A 22901-nucleotide genomic window follows, 5' to 3' on the forward strand; every position below is an offset into this window, starting at 1 on the left:
ATATCAGTATTTACGGTTTCTAAAACCCGGCGGCTGCATCATCGCCTCGATGATCTGCTCCCGCTTCCAAACGTCCACTTTCAAGGCGTAATATTGCATCAACTTTTCCTATAATTTTAGAAGAAGTTTCATCAATCTCATAGCCTGATTTATAAAGCTTTCGTTTAAGGGAGCGGTTAAATTGTTTGGGTTCCATTTTCACGATGTCTGGTAACCACTGATGATGAAACCGTGCCGCATTTACTGCTTCCTGCATACTCATACCAAATTCATATACGTTTAGTATGGTTTGTAGGACAGAAGTGATGATAGTCGAACCGCCTGGAGTTCCAACGACCATAAATAACTCACCATTCTGTTCTACTATCGTTGGTGTCATACTGCTTAACATCCGTTTTTCGGGTGCAATACTGTTGGCTGTTGCTCCTGTGAGTCCAAATTTGTTAGGAACTCCCGGCTTGGCACTAAAGTCATCCATCTCGTTGTTGAGAAAAAAACCTAGTTCATCGCAATATAATTTAGATCCATAAGCTCCATTAATGGTGGTGGTAACCGAAACAGCATTTCCATATTGATCAACAATAGAGTAGTGAGTAGTTTCATCACTTTCCACGATTGTGACATTTCCGTGACTAACCTGATGCGATGGTGTTGCTGCCTTAAACGAAAAGTCACGCATTCTATCTTCTAAGTATTCTGACGATAAAAGTTCTCGCAAGGGTACGGAAACAAAATCAGGATCTCCTAAATAATAATTTCGATCTGCATAAGCTCTTCGCTCAGCCTCCGTTATTACCTGGATGGTTCTTTTGGAATTATGTCCATATCGGTCTAACGGATACCGTTCAATCATTTTCATAATTTGAGCTAAAGTTACACCGCCACTGCTGGGAGGAGCCATAGAAATAACCTTAAGGTCTTTGTAGTTGAATATGATAGTTTTACGCCATTTAGGAGTATAATCCTTTAGATCCTCCATCGTAACAAAACCTCCTTCTGATTGAATAAAATCAATCAGTTTACGAGCAGTTTCACCCGTGTAAAATTCTTGTGGCCCATGCTTTAAAATTCGACGAAGAGTTCGGGCTAGTGCATGGTATTTTATAGTGTCCCCTTCCTTATAAGCTCCGGAAAACAATGTAGTTACTCCACTTAGCTCCACAATTTTATCCTGATATGTTTCAATCGTTTTTTCTTGTTTTCTGGTAACAACGACACCGCGTTCAGCTAAAGAAATAGCCGGTTGTATTATCGCTTCTATCGGGAGCTTACCAAACCTGCGGTGACTTTCAAAAATTCCGGCAATACTACCGGGAACTCCAGTTGAAGTAGCTCCATACCAGGACATATCCGGAATAACATTCCCTAAAGAGTCTAAATACATGTCTCTGTGGGCAAGTTTTGGAGCTTTTTCCCGATAATCCAGAGATCCAACTTCACCATTGTTCAAACGATATACCATAAAACCACCCCCACCAATGTTTCCGGCATAGGGATAAGCTACTGCTAAGGCCAGACCTGTTGCTGCCATAGCGTCAAAAGCATTTCCTCCTTTAGCAAGAATCTCTTTCCCAATTTCAGAAGCTTCCACACGTGCAGAAACTACCATGGCTTTTTCTGTAACTAATCCGGAAGTTTTGACTGTTTTACAGCCTATGAACAGGCAAATTGCAAATATGGAAAGTGTTATTCTCATAAATCGCTAGTTGAAATCGGTTTCTTTTTGAAGTGATTGAAGTTTATGTGCTGAATAAGTTCTGAGTTCCTCAAAAAAACTGTAGAACTCTTCTTGAAACTCTTCGTAATATTCTTCGAGTTCATTAACCGCGAAGTTCATCTTCGATCTATTATTTGTTCGCCTGTTCATTCCATTTAAAACCCGCGAAATACCTTCGATACTGGCATAATTCAACAACCAGTTATCACTAATCATATAAGGCATCATTTTCTTGGTGTTAAGAGGTAGTATATCGTAATGTTCTCGAAGCAAATCATAAAAATCAGCTACAAACTCCGATAGAGGAATGTCGCTGTATCGATCCCAGTTTTTCGCTAAAAAATGATCGTAAAATATATCTACAATAACACTGCTGTAGTGATGGTAATTTTTATGAAGTTTTTTTGTGCTTAACCTTACAGTTGGATGAGCATCTGTAAAAGTATCAATCGCCCTGTGTAGTATAACTCCATTTTGAAATTGAACAGGATAACTTAAATATTTTTTACCTCGAATACTGTCGGCTACAAAATTACCTATTTTAACAAGGGGCTCATCGCCAGAAAGATAAATGTGTGCTAAAAAATTCATTTTCTAAAAATACAAATTCACTTAGGCTTATCACTATTTTATTCATTTTTTAATGGACGAAAGCTGACTTTTGTATGAAATAATTTGCAAATTTGTTCTTAAATCAAAATAAAACTAAATGACCTTAATAAAATCTATTTCAGGAATACGCGGAACCATAGGAGGTAACATAGGAGACAACTTAACACCAGTCGATGCAGTTAAATTTGCGGCAGCCTATGGAACCTGGCTAAAAAAAGAAGTAGGGAAAGATAAAGTAACAGTAGTAATTGGACGTGATGCCCGCCTTTCTGGCGAAATGATCCAAAATTTGGTCGCATCCACCTTAGTAGGGTTGGGAATAGATATTGTAGATTTAGGACTAAGTACTACTCCTACGGTCGAAGTTGCCGTTCCAATGGAAAAAGCAGACGGTGGAATTATTCTGACCGCAAGTCATAATCCAAAACAATGGAATGCTCTTAAACTTCTCAACAATAAAGGTGAGTTCCTTAGTGGAGCAGATGGAGCTAAAATATTACACCTTGCAGAAAATGATGACTTTGCATTTGCGGAGGTTGATGATCTTGGTGTGATTTCAAAAAATGATGCTTATATAGACATTCATATTGATGAAGTGTTAAATCTTTCGTTAGTAGATGTAGAGAAAATTAAATCCGCCAAATTTAAGGTGGTTGTAGATGGGGTTAATTCCACTGGGGGTATAGCGATCCCAAAACTTTTAAAAGAACTAGGGGTAGAGGTGGTTGAACTCTATTGTAATCCTACAGGACATTTTCCTCATAACCCGGAACCTTTAAAAGAACATCTCACCGATATTTCGGACCTGGTGATAAAAGAAAAAGCTGATTTGGGTATCGTGGTAGATCCCGATGTTGATCGTTTGGCCTTTATCAGTAATAATGGGGAGATGTTTGGGGAAGAATATACTTTGGTAGCATGTGCTGATTATGTTTTAGGGAAAACTAAAGGGAATACAGTATCCAATCTAAGCTCATCCAGGGCCCTGAGAGATGTTACTGAAAAGCATGGGGGAACTTATGAGGCTTCAGCAGTTGGTGAAGTAAATGTTGTAACACTCATGAAAAAGAATGAAGCCATTATTGGTGGGGAAGGAAATGGGGGAATTATATACCCGGAAATTCACTACGGTAGAGATGCACTCGTAGGAGTAGCACTTTTTTTAACACATCTTGCTGAGTTAGGTATCTCGGTTAAAGAGCTCCGGGATAGTTATCCTTCTTATTATATGAGTAAAAAGAAAATTCAATTAACGCCTGAAATTGATGTGGATGCTATTCTTAAAATGATGGAAGAAAAATATGCGACTGAAGATATTTCTACGGTCGATGGGGTTAAAATAGATTTTCCAGATAATTGGGTTCATTTACGAAAGTCGAATACAGAGCCTATCATTAGAATATACACCGAAGCAAAATCACAAGTAGAAGCAGATAATTTAGCAGATTCAATTATTGCCGAAATTAAAGAGTTGCTATAATTGACATCCTAATTTAATACAAAATATGTTTTGATTCGAAACTAATCGTAATTTTTATAGTTTCAATATTTTTCTTATTCATCTCTATTTGTATCTTAGCACTACTAAATTTAGAAACTTGAGAAAATGAAAAACATATTTTGTATTATTTTGTTCTTATCGGTATTAGCAGTTCCTGCGCAAAATAAACCTGATACTTTAAAAGTGATGACGTTTAATATTTTGCACGGAGCTACCACCAAAGGTGATTTCAATCTGGAGGCAATTGCGGGGGTTATTAACAAATACAATCCTGATCTGGTTGCCATGCAGGAAGTCGATTTCAAAACCAAAAGAGCAAAAAAATACAACTTACCACTAGAATTAGGATATAGGACTCAGATGATGCCCCTTTATGCGAGAGCGATGTATTATGATGGAGGAGAATATGGTGAAGCTGTATTATCAAAATACAGTCTTACATACACGGAGAATATTGCTTTACCACATCAAAAAACATCAGAACCTCGAGCAGCCCAGGTAGCCAGATTTGAAACCAGGCAAGGAAATATCATTCAGTTTGTAGCTACACACCTGGATCATTTAAGGAATGAGACGGATCGTTTAATGCAGGCTGATGCATTAGTAAAAGAGTTTAAAAACGAAACATATCCTACGATTTTAATAGGAGATCTGAATGCGCAGCCCGATAGTGAAACAATGAAAAAGCTATATCAGGTGTTTCATAAACCGGATATGGAAGAGGCATATAAACCAACTTATCCATCAACAGGACCTAAGATATGCATAGACCATATCTTGTTTAATCAGCCTGAAAAGTGGTCTGTTTTAAACTATGAGATTATTTGTGATGATTATGTAACGGATCACTGTATTGTGGTGGCGACCTTGATATATAAACCCTAATTAATTTTAGGAGCTTTGTCTTTATGCTTGAATCTTTTGTGAGTCCACAAATAGTATTCAGGCTTTTTCTTTATTTGGGCCTCCAATAACTCAGTAAAACGATCTGTGATTTCATAATCAGGAAGGTCTTTGGGTTCTTCTGAAATTACACTGAACGAAGTTTCGTAATACCCGCGTTTTATTTTTTGGATGTCTAAGAATAATACCGGGCAATTAAGACCTTTGGCAATTTTTTCAGCGCCTACAAATACAGGCACCTCAATCCCGAAAAACTCACGCCAATATTTGGCTCTGCTTGGCATAGGAGATTGGTCAATAGCTAAACCATAAAGCGCAAGCTCACCTTCTCTGTACTTTTGTAAAATCGTCTTGGTGGTATCGTACCTGGATATTAAAAAAGCCCCATGACGCGTTCTTATTTTTTTTACCAGGCGATCGAAATACTTATTATTAATAGGTTGATAAACAGCATAACCATTGTGCCTAATCTGGTAACCTAAAGACATTAACCATTCATAGCTTGCATAATGTCCACATAACAAAACAACACTTTTATTTTGATTCTCATAGGCTTTAAGGACTTCGATATTCTTAAACTTAAACCTTTTTTGCATTTCCTCCTTTGAAATGCTCAGAGATTTAATCATCTCCAGAAATAAATCACATAAATGATGGTAAAACTTTTTTTCAATGATTCGTATCTCAATTTCATTCTTATCAGGAAAGGCCAGCTTCAGATTCCCTCGAACTACTTTTTTACGGTAACCAATAAGTCGGTAAACAATAAAGTAAACAAAGTCAGAAACTTTATAAAAAATGGGGAATGGAAGCTTGGAGATAAACCAAAGCATCGGATATATAAGAAGGTATACAAGTAACTGCATGAATAGATTCTTTGCTTCGGCAAATATAACTATATTTGACTCTAAACATTTATATTTAATATGAATTTACAACTAGTTACTATTGCAATTATAGCCGCCAATGTCATTATTTCTATGAAAGGATTTAATGATTTTTCTTTTTTTGAACGGTACAAATTTCACGTTGGGAGTATTCGACGAGGAGAGCAAATTCGAATGCTTACTTCGGGTTTTTTACATGTAGATTGGTCTCACTTGTTTTTCAACATGTTTACCCTATACTTTTTTGCGCCGGTGGTTATCATGTATTTTGGAACGGTAAAATTTTTATTGATATATCTTATTAGTTTATTCGCGGGTAATTTACTTGCCCTGTTTTTTCATAAGGATGAGTACCATTATAGTGCAGTAGGTGCAAGTGGCGCTGTTACAGGTGTTTTGTACGCAGCAATATTGCTACAACCAGATATGAGATTAGCACTAATGTTTATCCCTATACCTATTCCTGCCTATATTTTTGGAATCTTATATCTTCTTTATTCGATATATGGAATGCGTAATAGGGTAGGGAATATTGGCCATACTGCCCATTTTGGTGGTGCTGTCGGTGGCTATGCCGCTACCTTAATTTTCAGCCCTCGATTATTAGAAACTGATACCTTGATGGTTGCGTTATTAGCTGCGCCAATTGTAGTACTTTTTATACTTGAAAAAGCGAAAAAGAATTAGTTTGGCACGAGTGTTGTTTAAGGTATTGATAAATTATCAAACTATGAAAAAAGCAATATTAATTTTAGTAGCAATGACTACAGTAGGTTTACAGGCCCAAAACAACAAACAGATAAATCCATCAGTTTCAGTAACCGGTGAAGGTCTGGTGAAAGTGGTGCCAGATCAGGTGCTCATAAATGTAAGGGTTGAACATGAAGGGAATTCAGCTTCTGAAGTAAAACAGAAAAACGATGAGTCTGTTAGTCAGGTGTTCTCTTTTCTGAAAAAGATGAAAATTGACAAAAAAGATGTCAGAACAGAATACCTGAACCTTAGAAAGAACTATAACTATCAAACTAAGGAGTACAGATATGTAGCGAACCAGTCAGTGTCGATCCTTTTGAGAGACCTTAATAAGTATGAGGAATTGTCTCAGGGATTGGTAAGTTCGGGTATCAATAGAATCGATGGCGTTCAGTTTAAATCTTCAAAAATGGAGGAATACATGTCTGAAGCCAGGATTAAAGCAATTTTAAATGCCAAACAAAAAGCCGGGGAGTATGCTGGAGCAATTGACCAGGAAATAGGTAAAGCAACACATATAAGCGAAACAACAGCTTCGGTTCCTCCGAGACCGATGTTCAAAATGATGGCAGCAGATACTATTGAATCAGGTGGTGCAGAGCAAACTATTGCTACTGGAGAATTAGAAATTAAGGTAACAGTGAATGTCGCTTTTGAATTGAACTAAATAAACTTTTATATGAATTAAAAGCTCAGCCAGTTGGTTGGGCCTTTTTTGTTTAAATGATTCAGTTTGGTAAGGATTGAACCATTTAAGTTTCGCGGTGTGTAAACTATTTATTGTTACGCTTGTCCAAAGGTGTCTAAGGAATAATTAAATACTACTAAAAAAGGCTCTAGGCCCGGTGCAAAGGCATAGATAAGCCATAGATAAGCCATAGATAAGGTATAGATAAGGTATAGATAAGGTATAGATAAGGTATAGATAAGGTATAGATAAGGTATAGATAAGGTATATATAAAGTATGGATACAATATGGTTAGAAATATAAAAAGCGACTAAATAAATCTAGTCGCTTTCTTTTCTTATGGTTGTGGGGAGAGCAGGATTCGAACCTGCGAAGGTAAAAACCAACAGATTTACAGTCTGTCCTCGTTGGCCGCTTGAGTATCTCCCCAGCCTTTGCTGTCACTACCGTATCGGTGGTTAAGCGGTTGCAAATATACTACAGTTTTTAGTCTGTGCAAGTAAAAAATAATATAATTTTAAATGTTTTTCATAAGCCGTTGAAATAGTGAAAAATAAAAAAGCCACTCATTTGAGCGGCTTTAGTAAATATCTTAAATATTAATTGATCTTAGTCTAAAATCTCAGCAACTTTAGCTCTCAATTCTTCACCTCTTAGGTTTTTGGCAATAATTTTACCATCCGCATCAATAAGATACGTAGCCGGGATAGCTCTGATATTGTATAATTGAGCTACAGGATCTTGCCAGAATTTTAAGTGAGAAACATGGTTCCAGGTAAGACCGTCGTCTTCAATAGCCTTTTTCCAATCTTCTTCTTTTCTGTCTAGAGAAACACCAACAATGTTAAGACCTTTATCGTGATAGTCATTATATAGGGCTACAACATTTGGATTTTCTGCTCTACAAGGCTTACACCATGCAGCCCAGAAATCTATTAAGGTAACTTTCCCTTTTGCTTGACTAAGAGTTAAAGAGTCTCCCTCTACAGTAGGAGCAGTAAAATCAGGAGCTACAGCACCTACACTTAACTTGTTAAGTTCAGTTAACTTCTCTTTAATGTTCTGTCCTTGTTCCATTTGCTTTAAATTATCAGCAAAGGCTTCAAAAATAGGAGCTAAAACATCAGGTCCCTGAGCACCAGAGTTAAGAACTCTCTCCATGATCAGTAAAGAAATAAACGAGTTAGGATTTTCTTTTAAGAAGTTTAATTCATAGTCCTTATTCTCTTCTTGAATCTCCATATAAGCTTCTTGAATGGCTTTCATTGAAGTTGTGTCGTTTTCTTGCCTCGCAGTGTTGAATTCTTCTCTTAAAGCACTAATTTTTTTGCCCATTTGCTTAGTGCCTTGCAAGTATTTATAGAAATCTTCATTAGATGGAGTTCCCGATATAACAGATGCATTTAAGCTATCTTTGTAGGCAGTAATATTGATAACACCTTCTTCAGCTACAAAAGGAACAACTCCTTGTACACCTTCTATTCTTATCAAGTGCATCGTAGGATCTTCTGCTTTACCAGAGAACTTTATTTCTCCTTCGGTAACTTGTACAGTGTCAATCACCTGAGGTGGGGTGTTTCCCGATGGCTTTTGTAGATATACATTAGTACCATCTTCCACGCTTCCTGCATCTACTATAACCTTAAAAGTGTTTTTTTCTACTCCGTTACTACATGCTGTTATAGCAACAGCAAGTATTAATAATCCCAATTTTTTCATTAAATCTTATTTTTTCGCTTTGTGCAAAGTTAAACTTTAAAGTAACTTATAAAAGTTTATTTAAAAACCATTAACAAAAAAAGCCTTCTTTATAAACAGAAGGCTTTTAATATGTTAAAAATATGTTTAGAATTGATACCTGATACCTAGAGCGATATCAAAATCAAAATCATCATCAAATCCGTCATATCCAACTAATCCTAATTCAGGTCTAAAATCCAATGACAATAAAAGCGGAATGTCAAAATTATATTCAATACCGACATCACCAGCAGCGAAAATAAAAGCCCCATCATTGTCATCATCAAATCGATCATCGTTGAAATCAACACTTCCGATACCACCACCGGCACCAACATACCAATTGAATCTTCCCTCAATAGGCATTACCCATTGATATAATCCAGTTAGTTTAAAGGCGTCAAAATTATTGTTATCTCTCCAGCCAAGATCAAACTCCAATCGATTCATATTTCTTCCCAATGCTCTTTGATACGAAATCTCTGCGCCAAATCCATCGCTATCACCTAAGCGCAAACCTAAGGCATTATCCGAAACTTCCTGAGCATTAGAGTTTAATGCAAATCCAATTGATAGTAAACCTAAAAAAAATAATTTTTTCATACGTATTGTTTTTGTTAATAACGTTTACAGCGCTAATTTAGTTCAACATTTTTATTTATTTATAAAATGAATCCTAAAAATAAGTTGAATAATCTGGTTAAACAGCTTCACGGAGAATTACACCATGATGCGCTTCATAAAGCTATTTATGCCACCGATGCTTCGGTATACCGAGAGTTACCAACCGCTGTTTCATTTCCTAAAGATATATACGATCTAAAACTGTTGATAGATTTCGCCAGGAAAGAAAACACTTCATTAATACCTCGCACGGCAGGTACGTCTTTAGCCGGACAATGTGTGGGAGATGGTATTGTCGTTGATGTGTCGAAATATTTTACAAACATACTGGAATTAGACGAACAAAATAAAACAGTTACCGTTCAACCTGGAGTAATCAGAGATGAATTGAATCAGTATCTGAAGCCCTATGGTTTATTTTTTGGTCCGAATACTTCAACGGCTAACAGGTGTATGATAGGGGGTATGGTTGGCAACAATTCCAGTGGTACAACCTCCATTAAATATGGAGTAACACGAGACAAGGTTCTGGAACTTGAAGTACTTCTATCTGATGGTTCCGAGGTTGTCTTTAAACCATTACTTCCTGAAGAGTTTAAAGAAAAATTGGAATTACCTTCTTTGGAAGGTGAAGTGTACAGAACGGTTTTTGATTTATTGAATGACCAGAAGAATCAACAGACCATAAAAAGTGAGTTCCCAAAACCTGAAATTCATAGAAGAAATACAGGGTATGCCGTTGATGAATTACTAAGATTACTACCCTTTAATAAAAATGGCGGTAAGTTTAATATGTGTTCTTTGCTGGTAGGAAGTGAAGGAACCCTTGCTTTTACTACCAAAATAAAACTCAAACTTGATCCATTACCTCCTCAACATAATGTAATGGTCGCAGCACATTTTAAAAGTGTTAGTGAAGCCTGTAAAGCCGTAGTTCCTGTTATGAATCATGGCTTATACACTTGCGAAATGATGGATAAGGTAATCCTCGATTGCACAAAAAATAATAAAAGTCAAGTGGCGAACCGGTTTTTTATAGAAGGAGATCCGGAGGCCATTTTAATGCTGGAACTGGCCGATAATGACCTTGAAAAGCTTGAAGTACAGCGTCGAAAACTCATCGAGACACTTGAAACGACAACTTCGTCTTACGCACATCCTTCTCTTTATAAAGAGGATATAGATAAGGCTTTGGAGCTCAGAAAAGCAGGACTTGGACTTTTGGGTAATATCGTAGGGGATCATAAAGCAGTAGCCTGTATAGAAGATACTGCGGTAGCAATTGAAGATTTATCAGATTATATTGATGAGTTTGCACAAATCATGCAGAAATATAATCAAAAGGCAGTCTATTATGCACATGCAGGGGCAGGGGAACTGCATTTAAGACCAATCCTCGATTTAAAAACATCAGAAGGGGTTCATTTATTCCGGGCTATTACTACCGATGTGGCCATGCTGGTTAAGAAATATAAAGGATCTATGAGTGGAGAACATGGTGACGGAAGGGTGCGATCGGAGTTTATAAAACTTATGATTGGCGAAGCTAATTATAATTTGCTTGAGCAAGTTAAAACGGCATTTGACCCGGAGAATATCTTTAATCCTGGTAAAATAGTGAACTATGTAGCCATGGATGAGTCACTGCGATATGAAAAAGATCGTCAAGAGCCGCTCATAGAAACCTTAATGGATTTTTCGGATTCCGAAGGGATCTTAAGAGCTGCAGAAAAGTGTAATGGTAGTGGAGATTGCCGTAAAACACATCATGCAAATGGTGCCATGTGTCCTAGTTATCATGCTACCAAAAATGAAAAGGATACCACGAGAGCCAGAGCGAATGCCCTGCGTGAATTCTTAACCAATAGTGATAATAAGAATCGTTTTAGTCATAAAGGGCTTAAAGAGGTTTTTGATTTATGCCTTAGTTGTAAGGCGTGTGGAAGTGAATGTCCAAGTAATGTTGATATTGCATCATTAAAAGCGGAATTTCTATATCAATACCAATCGGAAAACGGCACTACGCTGAGAGATAAGGCTTTTGCTTATAATACGAAACTGAATAAGTTGGGAAGTAGATTGCCATTTCTAATAAACAATTCAATCTCGAGAAAAATTGTTAAAAGAATATTGGGGGTTGCTCCGGAACGTTCGCTTCCTGAAATTTCAAGCTATAATTTCGACAGGCACCTTCAAAGTGCTAAAAATAAAAATATTACAAATAGGAAGGTGCTTTTGTATATTGATGAATTTACGGAGTTTTTAGACATAGAACTGGGTAAAGATGCCATAGATTTATTTCAAGCTTTAGGTTACGAAGTTGAACTTTATTACGGTGAAAGCGGAAGGACGTTTATTTCAAAAGGCTTTTTAGCTCAAGCCAAAAAAATTGCCAAAACGAACCTTACCAGACTAAATAAATTAGTAGACGATGGTTGTCCGTTAATCGGTTTAGAACCTTCAGCTATATTATCGTTCAGAGACGAATATTACAGATTATTACCGAATGATGCGAATGTAAAAAGAGTGGCTGAAAACGCATATTTAATAGAAGAATTTCTTGCCGGTGAAATAAAGGAGGGTAAGATAAACAGCTCTATGTTTACCAAAGAAATTAAAGAAATAAAGATTCATGGTCATTGTCATCAGAAAGCATTATCGAATCAAAAGGTTACGTTTGACATACTCAACTTGCCGGATAACTTTAAGGTAAGCATTATAAATTCCGGATGTTGTGGAATGGCAGGATCTTTTGGATATGAGAAAGAACACTATGAGGTAAGTATGAAGGTAGGCTCGCAAAGATTATTTCCCGCCATAGAAAAAACCGCCCCTGAAACTATTATAGCAGCAAATGGCACTAGTTGTAGACATCAAATTTATGACGGAACCAAACGCAGAGCGAAACACCCGGTAACCATATTAAAAGAAGCATTAATATAACACCTGAATTATGTTTAAGTATATCTCTGTTTTAATTCTATTGTTAGTTGGTTGCAAATCGTCTAAAATGGAAACCCTCAGTACAAAGGAATGGAATATAATCTGGGAAGATAATTTTGACAAAGACAAGGTTCTTGACCACAGTAAATGGACCAAAATAAAAAGAAACAAGGCAGATTGGGGAAATTATATGACTGACTATGAAGGCTGCTTTGAAATTAAAAATGGAAACTTACACCTAAAAGGTATTCAGAAGCCTGACCACATCAACGACACGGTTCCTTATTTAACAGGTGGAGTAGAAACCAAAGGGAAGTTTTCCTTTCAGTACGGTAAAATAGAAATTAAAGCTAAACTCGATAGTGGAAAAGGGGTATGGCCTGCGATTTGGATGTTGGCAGATCAGCCTAAATATGGAAAGTATCCAAGAAATGGAGAAATTGATATTATGGAACACCTGAACTATGAAAACAAGATCTATCAAACAGTGCACTCGTATTACACCTTAGTCTTAAAAGAGAAAGAAAATCCTCCCTATTATAGTACAACAGAAGTCAATACTGAAAACTTTAACGTGTATGGATTAGAGTGGTATCCCGATAAATTGGTTTTCACCTTAAACGGTAAAAAAACCTTTGAATATCCGCGATTAGATAATGTGGATAAAACCCAATGGCCTTTCGACCAGCCATTCTATTTAATGATAGACATGCAAATAGAAGGAAGTTGGGTAGGAGAGGCGGATCCTAAAGACCTGCCGGTAGAAATGATCATTGACTGGGTTAAGGTTTATCAATAAAAGTAACCTATTTTTTACCAGTGATCGTAATGGCTGCGAGTAACTCTTTATAATTTAATGATTTCAAGTCTTCGTCAGAGTAAAACGGACTCAATTTGTCGTTACTGAAATGATAGAGTTCCCATCGCTTGTCGTGATACTCTAATGCAGTTAAATTTTCAACCCAATCTCCGGAGTTTAAATACAAGCAGGTACCGTGTTTATTCGTTTTACGAACCATTTGTGGTTGATGAATATGTCCGCATATCACATATTTATAACCGTTTTCAATGGCAAGATCTGCAGCAGCTTTTTCGAAATCCCCAATATACTTTATGGCCTTTTTGACACTGTTTTTTATTTTTTTAGATAGTGAGTACTTTTCCCTTCCTAATCCAACCAATACCCAATTTATAAACCTGTTTAAAAGAATTAGAAAATCATACCCCCAACCACCAAGTTTGGCAATCCATTTGGTATGTTGAATGGAGGCGTCAAAAACATCACCGTGAAATATCCAGGCCTTCTTTCCGTCCAGGTTCAAAATAAGTTTATCCAGAATATGAATATTGCCCATAGACACATCACTGAATTTACGAAGCATTTCATCGTGATTACCCGTAATGTAGTAGACCTCGGTCCCCTTGGTAGATAAATCAATTATCTTTTTTATGACCTGTAAATGAGCTTTTGGGAAAAATCTTTTTCTAAATTGCCAGATATCAATAATATCTCCGTTAAGGATTAACTTCTCCGGATTAACACTGTTTAAATAAGATAACAATTCTCCAGCGTGGCATCCATAGGTTCCGAGATGTACATCCGATATAACTACTGTTTTAACTTTACGTTTTCTCAATGCAATAATGTTTATACAAAAAAACATGCTTCGTTTTACTCAAATATTAAAATGTAATTAATTCTATATGAGAAGATTGTTAATATAACATCACTAATTAAATGTGAATATTAATTTAGGTTTACTGGTATTTAATTTTTGTTTATTTGTATTTAGCTTTATTTTTGAACAAAAACCAAAACTATATGGCGGGAAATTCCTTCGGGAACCTGTTTAAGGTAACCACATTCGGAGAATCACATGGAGAAGCGTTGGGCGGTATTATAGATGGATGTCCAGCCGGTGTCGAAATAGACTTCGAAGCTATTCAAAAAGATTTAGATAGAAGAAAACCAGGCCAGTCGGCTATTGTAACACAACGTAAAGAACCTGATGAAGTACGTTTCCTGTCGGGGATATTCGAAGGAAAAACAACAGGGACTTCTATCGGGTTTATCATCGAGAACACCAATCAAAAATCTCACGACTATTCGCATATAAAGGACAGTTATCGTCCTAGTCATGCTGATTATGTATACGATCAAAAGTATGGTTTCAGGGATTACAGAGGCGGAGGAAGAAGTTCTGCCCGTGAAACAGCCTGCAGGGTTGTAGCTGGAGCTATCGCCAAGCAAGTACTGCGAGATGTAAACTTTCAGGCATTTGTTTCCGCAGTCGGAGAAATGTCTTTGGATAAACCTTATGAAGAATTAGATCTCAATGTAGCTGAATCCAACATAGTCAGATGTCCTGATGCTGAAAAGGCTTCAGAAATGGAATCCTATATAAAAGAAATTCGTAAACAGGGAGATACCGTAGGTGGTGTTGTCACTTGCGTTATAAAAAATACACCTATTGGATTGGGTGAACCGGTTTTTGACAAACTGCATGCTGAACTCGGAAAGGCTATGCTTTCTATTAATGCGGTTAAAGGTTTTGAATATGGAAGTGGTTTTGAAGGTTCCAGGATGAAGGGTAGTGACCACAATGATAAGTTTAATACCGACGGTACTACCAAAACTAATTTTAGTGGTGGGATACAAGGAGGAATTAGTAATGGAATGGACATCTATTTTAATGTGGCATTCAAACCGGTAGCTACGCTTATTCAATCTTACGAAACAATAGATAAAGAAGGTAATATAGTCGAGATGCAAGGAAAAGGTCGACACGACCCTTGTGTAGTGCCTAGAGCTGTTCCTATCGTTGAGGCTATGGCAGCATTGGTACTTGCGGACTACTACCTTTTAAATAGAGCTTCTAAAATATAAAGCTCAAAAACCTAAAATAATCTTTATGAAGAAACTAGCTTTACATTGGCAAATACTTTTGGGAATGTTAGTTGGGGTGCTTTTTGCCCTGCTAATGATTCAATTTGATTGGGGACCAAAATTTGTAACCGATTGGATTAAACCATTTGGAAATATTTTTATAAATGCCTTAAAACTAATTGCTGTTCCTTTAATTCTTGCATCCCTTATAAAAGGGGTCTCTGATCTTAAAGATATCTCTAAACTCTCTAAAATGGGAGGAAGGACCATCGGAACCTATATCATTACTACTGTAATAGCTGTTTCTATTGGTTTAACAGTCGTTAATGTCATTAAACCTGGGAAGACTATAAAAGAAGAAACTCGTAATGAGTTAATGGACAGTTATAGTGGTGATGCAAGCAGTAAAATTGCCGATGCCGAAAAGCAAAAAGAAGCAGGACCATTACAGGCCCTGGAAGATTTAGTTCCAAGTAATATTTTTAATGCAGCCAGCGATAATGGTAATATGTTACAGGTTATTTTCTTTGCCATCTTCTTTGGAATAGGCCTCATTCTTATTCCTGAAGAAACAGCAAAACCTGTTAAAGCCTTTTTTGACGGCTTTAATGAAGTGATCTTAAAACTCATAGATCTGATTATGCTGGCAGCACCATATGGTGTTTTTGCCTTGCTAGCCGCATTAGTGGTTGAAGCTCCAAGTGCAGATTTATTTAAAGCCCTTGGTATGTACGGGATAACGGTATTATTGGGCTTAGGTCTAATGATTGGAGTATATATCTTAATTGTCTGGGTATTTACCAAAAAAACGCCAAAATTCTTCCTGAATGGTATTTCTCCGGCTCAATTACTGGCATTCTCAACAAGCTCAAGTGCAGCAACTTTACCTGTCACCATGGAAAGAGTTGAAGAACATCTTGGAGTAGAAGAAGAGGTAACCAGTTTTGTGTTGCCTATAGGGGCTACGATAAATATGGATGGAACCAGTTTATATCAGGCTGTTGCCGCTGTCTTTATAGCTCAGGCGTTCGGTATGAACCTTGATATTGCCACGCAATTAGGAATTATAGCGACCGCCACTTTAGCATCAATAGGAAGTGCAGCAGTACCCGGAGCAGGAATGGTAATGCTGGTGATTGTTTTAGCCCAGGCTGGAATACCGGAGGCCGGTTTAGCTCTCATCTTTGCTGTAGACAGACCCCTTGATATGTGTAGAACAACTGTGAATGTTACTGGAGATGCAGCAGTATCGATGCTGGTTGCCAAGTCGGTAGATAAACTGGGAGAACCCCACGTAAGAGATTGGGATGATATTTATAAGAATAAGCCTAAGGAACAATAGACTTTAAATAATTGATTGTTAAGCCTGTGAATGTACATTCACAGGCTTTTTTCATATGTAAAATTAGGTTTAAATAAAGATTCTGTTTAACTTAAATAATATGTTTTAGACAAAGGTCTTTCTAACCAAATAAGAAGATGAATTGGTGGTTTGTCATACCCGTTGTAATACTGACTTATATAGTATTAAATATAGCAGTATATTTTTTACAGGAACGAGTTATATTCAAACCAGAAAAACTTCCTCAGGATTTTGAATATAAATATAAAAATCAGGTATTTGAAGAATATAACATAGCTGTAGCGAATCATGTCCATATTAATGGAGTTCATTTTAAGGTCAGGAACTCGAAAGGGATTGTTTTTTATCTGAAGGGGAATTCTAAAAGTGTAAAAGGTTGGGGAAAATTTGCTGTAGATTTCACGCGATATGGTTTTGATGTACTAATGATAGATTACCGTGGCTTTGGAAAAAGTACAGGATTAAGATCTGAAGCAGGAATAAAGCATGATTTACAGTATATCTATGATGAACTGAAAACACAAATTGAAGAAAGTCATATTGTTTTATATGGCAGATCTTTAGGATCGGGGTTTGCCGCTTACCTTGCGGCAACTAACAACCCTAGATTACTGATTTTAGATGCACCGTATTACAGTGTGAGTTATATAGCAAAAAGGTTTTTACCCTTTATGCCAATGTCTTTATTGCTGCGATTTCCTGTAAAGACGCATAAATCGTTGAAAGAGGTAAATTGTCCCATAAAAATTATTCATGGTACCAATGATAAATTAATTCCGTTTAAAACAAGTATTAAATTGTCTAAGATCAAACCGGAACAAACCAGACTTTACCCTGTAATTGGGGGAGGACATAATAACTTACACACGTTTCCTATGTACCATCGATTTTTAGAGGAAATATTAAACTCTAAAAGACCAAAACCTATAGACCCTGAGACAACGAGTTTGAATTTTAGAAAGAAGAAGAAAAAAGGTAAAAAATTATTTTGATGTTAAACTATTTACAGGAAAAACTAATTTTTAAAAGTGAGCAACTTCCAAAAAACCATAAATTTAATTTCAAAATACGCTTTAAAGAGTTGTTTTTAAAAGCAAAGGATGGTGCTAAACTGCATGGGGTACACTTTCAGCAAGATGACTCAAAAGGAATTATATTATACTTTCATGGTAATGCACGAAACATTGATTATTGGGGTATTTGGGGAGAGCAACTATCAAGTACTTATAAATATGATGTGGTCTTGATGGATTACCGAGGCTATGGAAAAAGTAAAGGAGAACGTTCCTACACACAAATGCTTGAAGACTCTTTGGTATTTTATAACTATTGCTGTCAATTTTTTACCGAAGATAAGATTATCCTGTTCGGCAGGTCTCTGGGTGGTGCCTTTGCCTCTTATACATCACTTCATACCAAATCGGAAAAACTTATTTTGGAATCTACTTTTACTACCCTGGAAGAAGTAGCAAAAACAAAATTTTGGTTTTTACCAACAAGTCTATTATTAAAATATCCCTTTCAAAATGAAAGGAATATGCCACTGATTAATAGTGAAACATTTATAATACATGGGTCTGACGATCCTTTAGTGAAATATGAACTTGCACAAAAACTTTATCATTTATCAAATAGTAAAAGTAAAGAGTTGAAAACTATTGAGGGAGCCGTGCACAACGATTTACGCAACTTTGAAGGCTATCATAAGTATTTAGATCGGATTTTATAAAAATGAATTTATATATTAAAGGTTAATGTATTTTCCTTTTGGGTACCTTAGTTCATAAGATAAATGTTTTTTAGACTGTTCTTTACTATTCAATGTAATTTTCCATTCAATAATCTGAGTTTTTGTATTGTAATCACCTTCATCAAACTCAATATCGTTAACTTTAATTTGGTTATTCTGGCTTAAAGGAATTCGATCTTTTAAGATTAATTCTATCCCATAGTTTTTATTGTTTTTAACCAGAATTTCAAAGGCTTTATCTACTATTCTGGAATTACCAATAAATGATTTATTCTTGTTGTACCGGGCCTCATTCCTTTCAACAACTACACTAGGATCAATACCAAGAGAAACATTTAATTTCTCTTCTATTGAGTTAGGGTCTATATATGTTTTACCGGCATAATTCCCCTCGAAATAAACATTTGCTTCTCCTGGGAGTAAATTGTATTGTTCCCAATCAGTTATTTTAGCTAACAGATAAACATTTTCGTTAATCACTGGTGCAGCAAAGTATGTATAATCAGCGTTTATAGTAAATGAATCAATCTCTATTACCGTTACGTCATTAATAGAAGGGATATTGTATTTTTTGGATATTTTAAAAACAGTAGTAGTGACATTTTCATGTTTTGTTACAGGTTGTTCTTCCTGAACTTGCTCAATTATTTCTTTTTTACGCGAATTTGCTTTAGCATATCCCGCAACTACCACTTCATCTAATCGATTTTCGGAATATTCTAAATGTACATTCATTCTGGTTGAATAAATCGGTAGGGTTTGTGACTGCATACCAACATAACTATATTCTAATTCTTTGGCTCCCATCACATTATTAATTATATATTTTCCATCAAAATCAGTTGATACTCCTGTTGATGTTCCCTTTATCAATACATTTACCCCAGGTAAAGGTTGTCCTTCTTCATCGTAAACATAACCTACGATATTGTTTACCATAGGATTATATTTATAATTAAATCTGTTTTTGGTCGAATTTTTATTATAATTAATGGGGTTTACGAAGTTAAGATTATGAGACTCAATAATCGGCATGGTATTATCGACCGAAGGGTCACCTGTAGAAAGAGTTAATTTAACATTCGACCAATCCTGACTAGTGTTTTGATATACATGTGCTTTATAATGAAAAGTTAAAGGAGCCTTTGTGCTTTCGGATTTTACATCATAAACAGGAAACCAACCTGCCCCATTTACGTTATAGGAAATTATTAATTTTAAATCCAGTTCTTCTTCTGAATTGAGTTTTAATTTAATTTCACCTCGCTTCTCTTTATTGTTCTCTAGAACCTTATTAAGCTCATTCTGGATTTTTGTTAATTTTTCTTCAATTTTTTTAATAGACGCGTTTGCATCATAGATTTCATTTTTTATCGAAATAGTGCGCCTTCTGTAATAGTCAGAAATCTCCTGAATTTTGGCTAAAGATAAACCCTTTTGCTCGGAGGATAGGTTTCGGTTCGTATTCAATACCTTTAGCTCTTCATCTAAACCAGTTATTAAGTTGATTAATTCATTTTTAGATTTTTTTTGAGCTTCTAGTAGTTCATTTAAACTCTTTTCTTTTTCAGACTTTTCAGCTACTACCATATAATTTATATCATAATTAATAGCTAATACTGAAGCTGATTTTAATCCTCTAATTTGAATGGTGCTTGAGTTAATATTTGGAGATAAACCTGTTAGGGTGATATCATTACTACCCGAATTTAATGATAAATAAGCCTCCCTTGTAATCTCTGCACCGGAAAGATAAACAACGGCCTCTGTAATTTTAGAAGTTGTATTTATTTCTTTACTAAATAGGAGAGAAGTACTAAATAATAAAACGTACAATATTTTTCTCATTAGATTAATTTTTATTTCTAATCTAAGGAAATTTCTTTAACATTTATGACACTAGTCTAAAAATTTATCCCTCAACTCCGGTGTTGGAACCATACATTGTTCTTTTTTGCCATACCACTTATACCTGTTTTTTGCAATAAAATTATAAACCATATCCCTGACACTGCCAGGTATAAATAGTAAAACAGAACCCATAAAGCCCATAAATCCTCCAAATTCTTTTGCAATTTCTAAGGCTGCAGTTGATTTTACAAAATAGGCGCTTCCTGGATCGATTAGAATTATAGAATCTATCTTTTGAGTATCGATTCCTCGTTCTTTGGTAAGTTGCATACCGATATCACTTTGTAATGAAGCAAATCGAAATGAATCTTTTTTGTCTCGTTTAATTACAGATAGTACAGTGCTATTACATAAATTGCATACACCATCAAATAGAATTATCTTTTTATTATCAGGTATTTTCATATCATTTCTTTGCTTCAACAAGTTCTAATTGATCTAATGCTACACTGGTAGTAAACATACCATAATTTACAATGGCCTTATTTTTCTCTATAGTGTCTATGCTACCGATTGCCTTCCCGTCCAAAAGCCTAACACGGTCACCAATTTTAAGAATAGGTTTAGGTTTGTTAACCTCCTTTTCTAAATTCTTCTTTTTCTCTACATTTTTCTTTTTTCGAATAACGGCAACCTCTTTCTGAACCTCTTTTTCTACGGTTTGCTTCTTAACCTTAATTTCTTGCTTTTCCTTTTTTGTTTGATGTTTTCGCTTAGAGTTTTCTGTTTCAACAATTCTCAAAAATTCGGAAATTAGCGGACGTTTCTTTTTGTTATAAAAATACTTTTCAGCAATATCATTTACCTTATTTCCTAAATAAATCATGCGCTGGTTATGATCGTACAACTGCTGATAGCTTTCTAGTTTATTTTTTATTTTACTGTTAAGTTCATCTAGTCTCCTTGCCTCCTCACGGGCCTTAACTTCTTCTTCTTTTAATTGTGAAGAGGTTTTGGACATCTGACGATGTTCTTTTTGAAGCTTTGCAATCGTTCTGTCAAATCGAACCTTTCCGCGTTCAATTTTTTTCTTCGCCCTATTAATTAAGCTATAAGGGATCCCGTTTTTTTGAGCTACCTCAAATGTGAATGAACTCCCGGGCTGACCGACAACAAGTTTAAAAACAGGCTCTAAAGTGTTGTTGTCAAACATCATGTTCGCGTTAGTAGTGTAAGGAAGTTCATCAGCCAACATTTTAAGGTTTGCATAATGAGTTGTAATAATACCAAAAGCGTCACGGTGATAAAATTCCTCGAGAAAGGTTTCTGCCAGAGCACCACCCAATTCGGGGTCACTACCGGTGCCAAATTCATCAATTAAAAATAAAGTTTGATCATTACACTTCTTTAAAAAGTAATTCATGTTCTTTAATCGGTAGCTGTAGGTGCTCAAATGATTTTCAATAGACTGATTGTCTCCTATATCCGTTAAAACCCTATTGAATAAGCACATTTTACTTCTTGGATGAACAGAAACCAACATTCCACTCTGAAGCATTACCTGAAGTAATCCGACAGTTTTAAGAGTGATACTTTTCCCCCCGGCATTAGGCCCGGAAATAACAATGATTCTATTTTCTTTATGAAGTGAAATAGATTGAGGATATGTCTTTTCACCCTTTCTTTTATTAGTTAGGAATAAAAGTGGATGATAGGCATCAATCAGTTCCATTTCTTTATGCCCGACAATTTCAGGTAATATTCCATTTACGTCTGATGCATATTTAGCCTTGGCTGATACGACATCAATTAAGGTTAAATATGTTTGATAATCTTGTAAAAGGGGAATATAGGGACGAAGAAAATCGGTTAAACCTTTTAGAATACGATTTATTTCTTCTTTCTCATCATATTCCAAATTATTTAATTCTCTGTTGTATCTGAAAGTCTCTTCCGGTTCAATATAAACAATACTCCCTGTTTTACTGCTCCCTAGAACACTTCCTTTGACTTTACGACGATACATGGCTTTTACCGCTAAAACTCGTCGGTTTTCAACCACTGATTCTTTGATATCATCTAAATAACCGGAGGCAATATAACTACTCAGAGCTCTGGAGAAGCTTTGATTTATTTTACTTTTCACCTCGTTTAACTGTATTCGGATGTATTTTAAATCGGGAGATGCATCATCTTTAATCTCGCCAAAACGATCAATGACCTTTTCTGTTTCCTCAATAATTTCCTTTGTAAATTCAATTTGTTGAGAAGTCCTAAAAAGGGTAGGATAGTAGTCATGGAATTTTTTAAAAAAAGTGATATGAGTATTTACAGTACCTGAAATAGTACCTATTTTTCTAAACCCTTTAATTTCAATAACCGTATTCTCGATATTTAACAACTTGATTTCAGGCGAAATATCTTCAAATCCATGATTAGGGATTTGATTATTGTTATCAAACGATGATAGATACTCATTGGTGAGATTTAAAGCTTCTATCATCTTGTCCCTCTTTGAAAAAGGCTTAATCTCTAAAGCAGCTTCTTTTCCTAATTCAGTAGTACACCTGTCGGCAACTTGATTTAGGACGGTTGAAAACTCTAAATCTTGTAATGTTTTGTCGTGAATCTTATTCATAGCAATATATACCTCATTTAAGGCCATACAAAATTAAGTATTT

Annotated in this window: 19 protein-coding genes and 1 tRNA gene; 10 read left to right on the forward strand and 10 right to left on the reverse strand. The window is 35.7% G+C overall.

Features of this window, described 5'->3' with window-relative positions; all coding sequences use genetic code 11:
• Positions 1-19: 19 nt before the first annotated feature.
• Together ggt and P278_RS05655 are read right to left on the reverse strand one after the other, a co-directional pair.
• A complete protein-coding gene (ggt, locus tag P278_RS05650; protein WP_038263628.1) occupies positions 20-1696 on the reverse strand; it encodes a gamma-glutamyltransferase in 1677 nt (558 codons plus the stop codon).
• 6 nt (positions 1697-1702) lie between these two features.
• Entirely contained in the window at positions 1703-2308 is a 606-nt protein-coding gene (locus P278_RS05655; RefSeq protein ID WP_038263630.1) for an acyl carrier protein phosphodiesterase, read from the reverse strand.
• 118 nt (positions 2309-2426) lie between these two features.
• On the opposite strand from P278_RS05655, the gene glmM reads away from it, so the two are divergent.
• A complete protein-coding gene (gene glmM / locus P278_RS05660) occupies positions 2427-3809 on the forward strand; it encodes a phosphoglucosamine mutase (RefSeq protein ID WP_038263633.1) in 1383 nt (460 codons plus the stop codon).
• Between the two features lie 126 nt (positions 3810-3935).
• Entirely contained in the window at positions 3936-4715 is a 780-nt protein-coding gene (locus tag P278_RS05665) for an endonuclease/exonuclease/phosphatase family protein (protein ID WP_051413433.1), read from the forward strand.
• Here the strand turns inward: P278_RS05665 and P278_RS05670 are convergent.
• The gene (locus P278_RS05670) at positions 4712-5599 is read right to left on the reverse strand and encodes a lysophospholipid acyltransferase family protein (protein ID WP_038263636.1); all 888 of its coding nucleotides are present in this window, start codon (positions 5597-5599) and stop codon (positions 4712-4714) included. The genes P278_RS05665 and P278_RS05670 overlap by 4 nt on opposite strands.
• 60 nt (positions 5600-5659) lie before the next feature.
• Between P278_RS05670 and P278_RS05675 the strand changes: the two genes are divergently transcribed.
• Positions 5660-6307, forward strand: a complete 648-nt coding sequence (locus P278_RS05675) for a rhomboid family intramembrane serine protease (RefSeq protein ID WP_038263639.1) — start codon at positions 5660-5662, stop codon at positions 6305-6307.
• Between the two features lie 43 nt (positions 6308-6350).
• The gene (locus tag P278_RS05680; RefSeq protein WP_038265291.1) at positions 6351-7040 is read left to right on the forward strand and encodes an SIMPL domain-containing protein; all 690 of its coding nucleotides are present in this window, start codon (positions 6351-6353) and stop codon (positions 7038-7040) included.
• 368 nt (positions 7041-7408) lie between these two features.
• Here the strand turns inward: P278_RS05680 and P278_RS05685 are convergent.
• From P278_RS05685 to P278_RS05695, 3 genes are all read right to left on the reverse strand, one after another.
• A tRNA-Tyr gene (locus tag P278_RS05685) sits at positions 7409-7491 on the reverse strand.
• 180 nt (positions 7492-7671) lie between these two features.
• Positions 7672-8781, reverse strand: coding sequence for a TlpA disulfide reductase family protein (locus P278_RS05690; RefSeq protein WP_038263642.1), 1110 nt, complete (start codon positions 8779-8781; stop codon positions 7672-7674).
• A gap of 126 nt (positions 8782-8907) precedes the next feature.
• Positions 8908-9405, reverse strand: coding sequence for a hypothetical protein (locus tag P278_RS05695; protein WP_038263645.1), 498 nt, complete (start codon positions 9403-9405; stop codon positions 8908-8910).
• Between the two features lie 66 nt (positions 9406-9471).
• Between P278_RS05695 and P278_RS05700 the strand changes: the two genes are divergently transcribed.
• Positions 9472-12369, forward strand: coding sequence for an FAD-binding and (Fe-S)-binding domain-containing protein (locus P278_RS05700; protein ID WP_038263650.1), 2898 nt, complete (start codon positions 9472-9474; stop codon positions 12367-12369).
• Between the two features lie 10 nt (positions 12370-12379).
• Complete coding sequence (locus P278_RS05705; protein WP_038263653.1) at positions 12380-13168, forward strand: glycoside hydrolase family 16 protein; 789 nt, start codon at positions 12380-12382, stop codon at positions 13166-13168.
• Between the two features lie 7 nt (positions 13169-13175).
• Here P278_RS05705 and P278_RS05710 read toward each other — a convergent pair whose 3' ends face one another.
• Positions 13176-14006, reverse strand: coding sequence for a UDP-2,3-diacylglucosamine diphosphatase (locus P278_RS05710; protein WP_038265294.1), 831 nt, complete (start codon positions 14004-14006; stop codon positions 13176-13178).
• 185 nt (positions 14007-14191) lie between these two features.
• Here P278_RS05710 and aroC point away from each other — a divergent pair, with 185 nt between their 5' ends.
• From aroC to P278_RS05730, 4 genes are all read left to right on the forward strand, one after another.
• The gene (gene aroC / locus P278_RS05715) at positions 14192-15256 is read left to right on the forward strand and encodes a chorismate synthase (RefSeq protein WP_038263656.1); all 1065 of its coding nucleotides are present in this window, start codon (positions 14192-14194) and stop codon (positions 15254-15256) included.
• Between the two features lie 25 nt (positions 15257-15281).
• On the forward strand, positions 15282-16598 hold the full coding sequence (locus P278_RS05720) for a dicarboxylate/amino acid:cation symporter (protein ID WP_038263658.1): 1317 nt from the start codon (positions 15282-15284) through the stop codon (positions 16596-16598).
• Positions 16599-16735: 137 nt separating this feature from the next.
• Positions 16736-17611 carry an alpha/beta hydrolase gene (locus P278_RS05725; protein ID WP_038263660.1) on the forward strand — a complete coding sequence of 292 codons (876 nt, stop codon included), beginning with the start codon at positions 16736-16738 and terminating at the stop codon, positions 17609-17611.
• Positions 17611-18348, forward strand: a complete 738-nt coding sequence (locus tag P278_RS05730) for an alpha/beta hydrolase (RefSeq protein ID WP_038263663.1) — start codon at positions 17611-17613, stop codon at positions 18346-18348. The genes P278_RS05725 and P278_RS05730 overlap by 1 nt, the downstream gene beginning before the upstream one ends.
• Before the next feature lie 15 nt (positions 18349-18363).
• On the opposite strand, the gene P278_RS05735 is transcribed toward P278_RS05730, so the two are convergent.
• The 3 genes from P278_RS05735 to P278_RS05745 are packed head-to-tail and all read right to left on the reverse strand — an operon-like array spanning position 18364 to position 22858.
• Positions 18364-20217, reverse strand: coding sequence for a DUF4139 domain-containing protein (locus tag P278_RS05735; RefSeq protein ID WP_038263666.1), 1854 nt, complete (start codon positions 20215-20217; stop codon positions 18364-18366).
• Between the two features lie 51 nt (positions 20218-20268).
• A complete protein-coding gene (locus tag P278_RS05740) occupies positions 20269-20685 on the reverse strand; it encodes a thiol-disulfide oxidoreductase DCC family protein (protein WP_038263669.1) in 417 nt (138 codons plus the stop codon).
• 1 nt (position 20686) lies between these two features.
• Positions 20687-22858: an endonuclease MutS2 gene (locus P278_RS05745; RefSeq protein ID WP_038265296.1), complete on the reverse strand. Its 2172-nt coding sequence runs from the start codon at positions 22856-22858 to the stop codon at positions 20687-20689.
• Positions 22859-22901: the final 43 nt, after the last annotated feature.

Origin of the sequence: Zhouia amylolytica AD3 (assembly GCF_000511935.2) — a bacterium.
GTDB classification, from domain to species: domain Bacteria; phylum Bacteroidota; class Bacteroidia; order Flavobacteriales; family Flavobacteriaceae; genus Zhouia; species Zhouia amylolytica.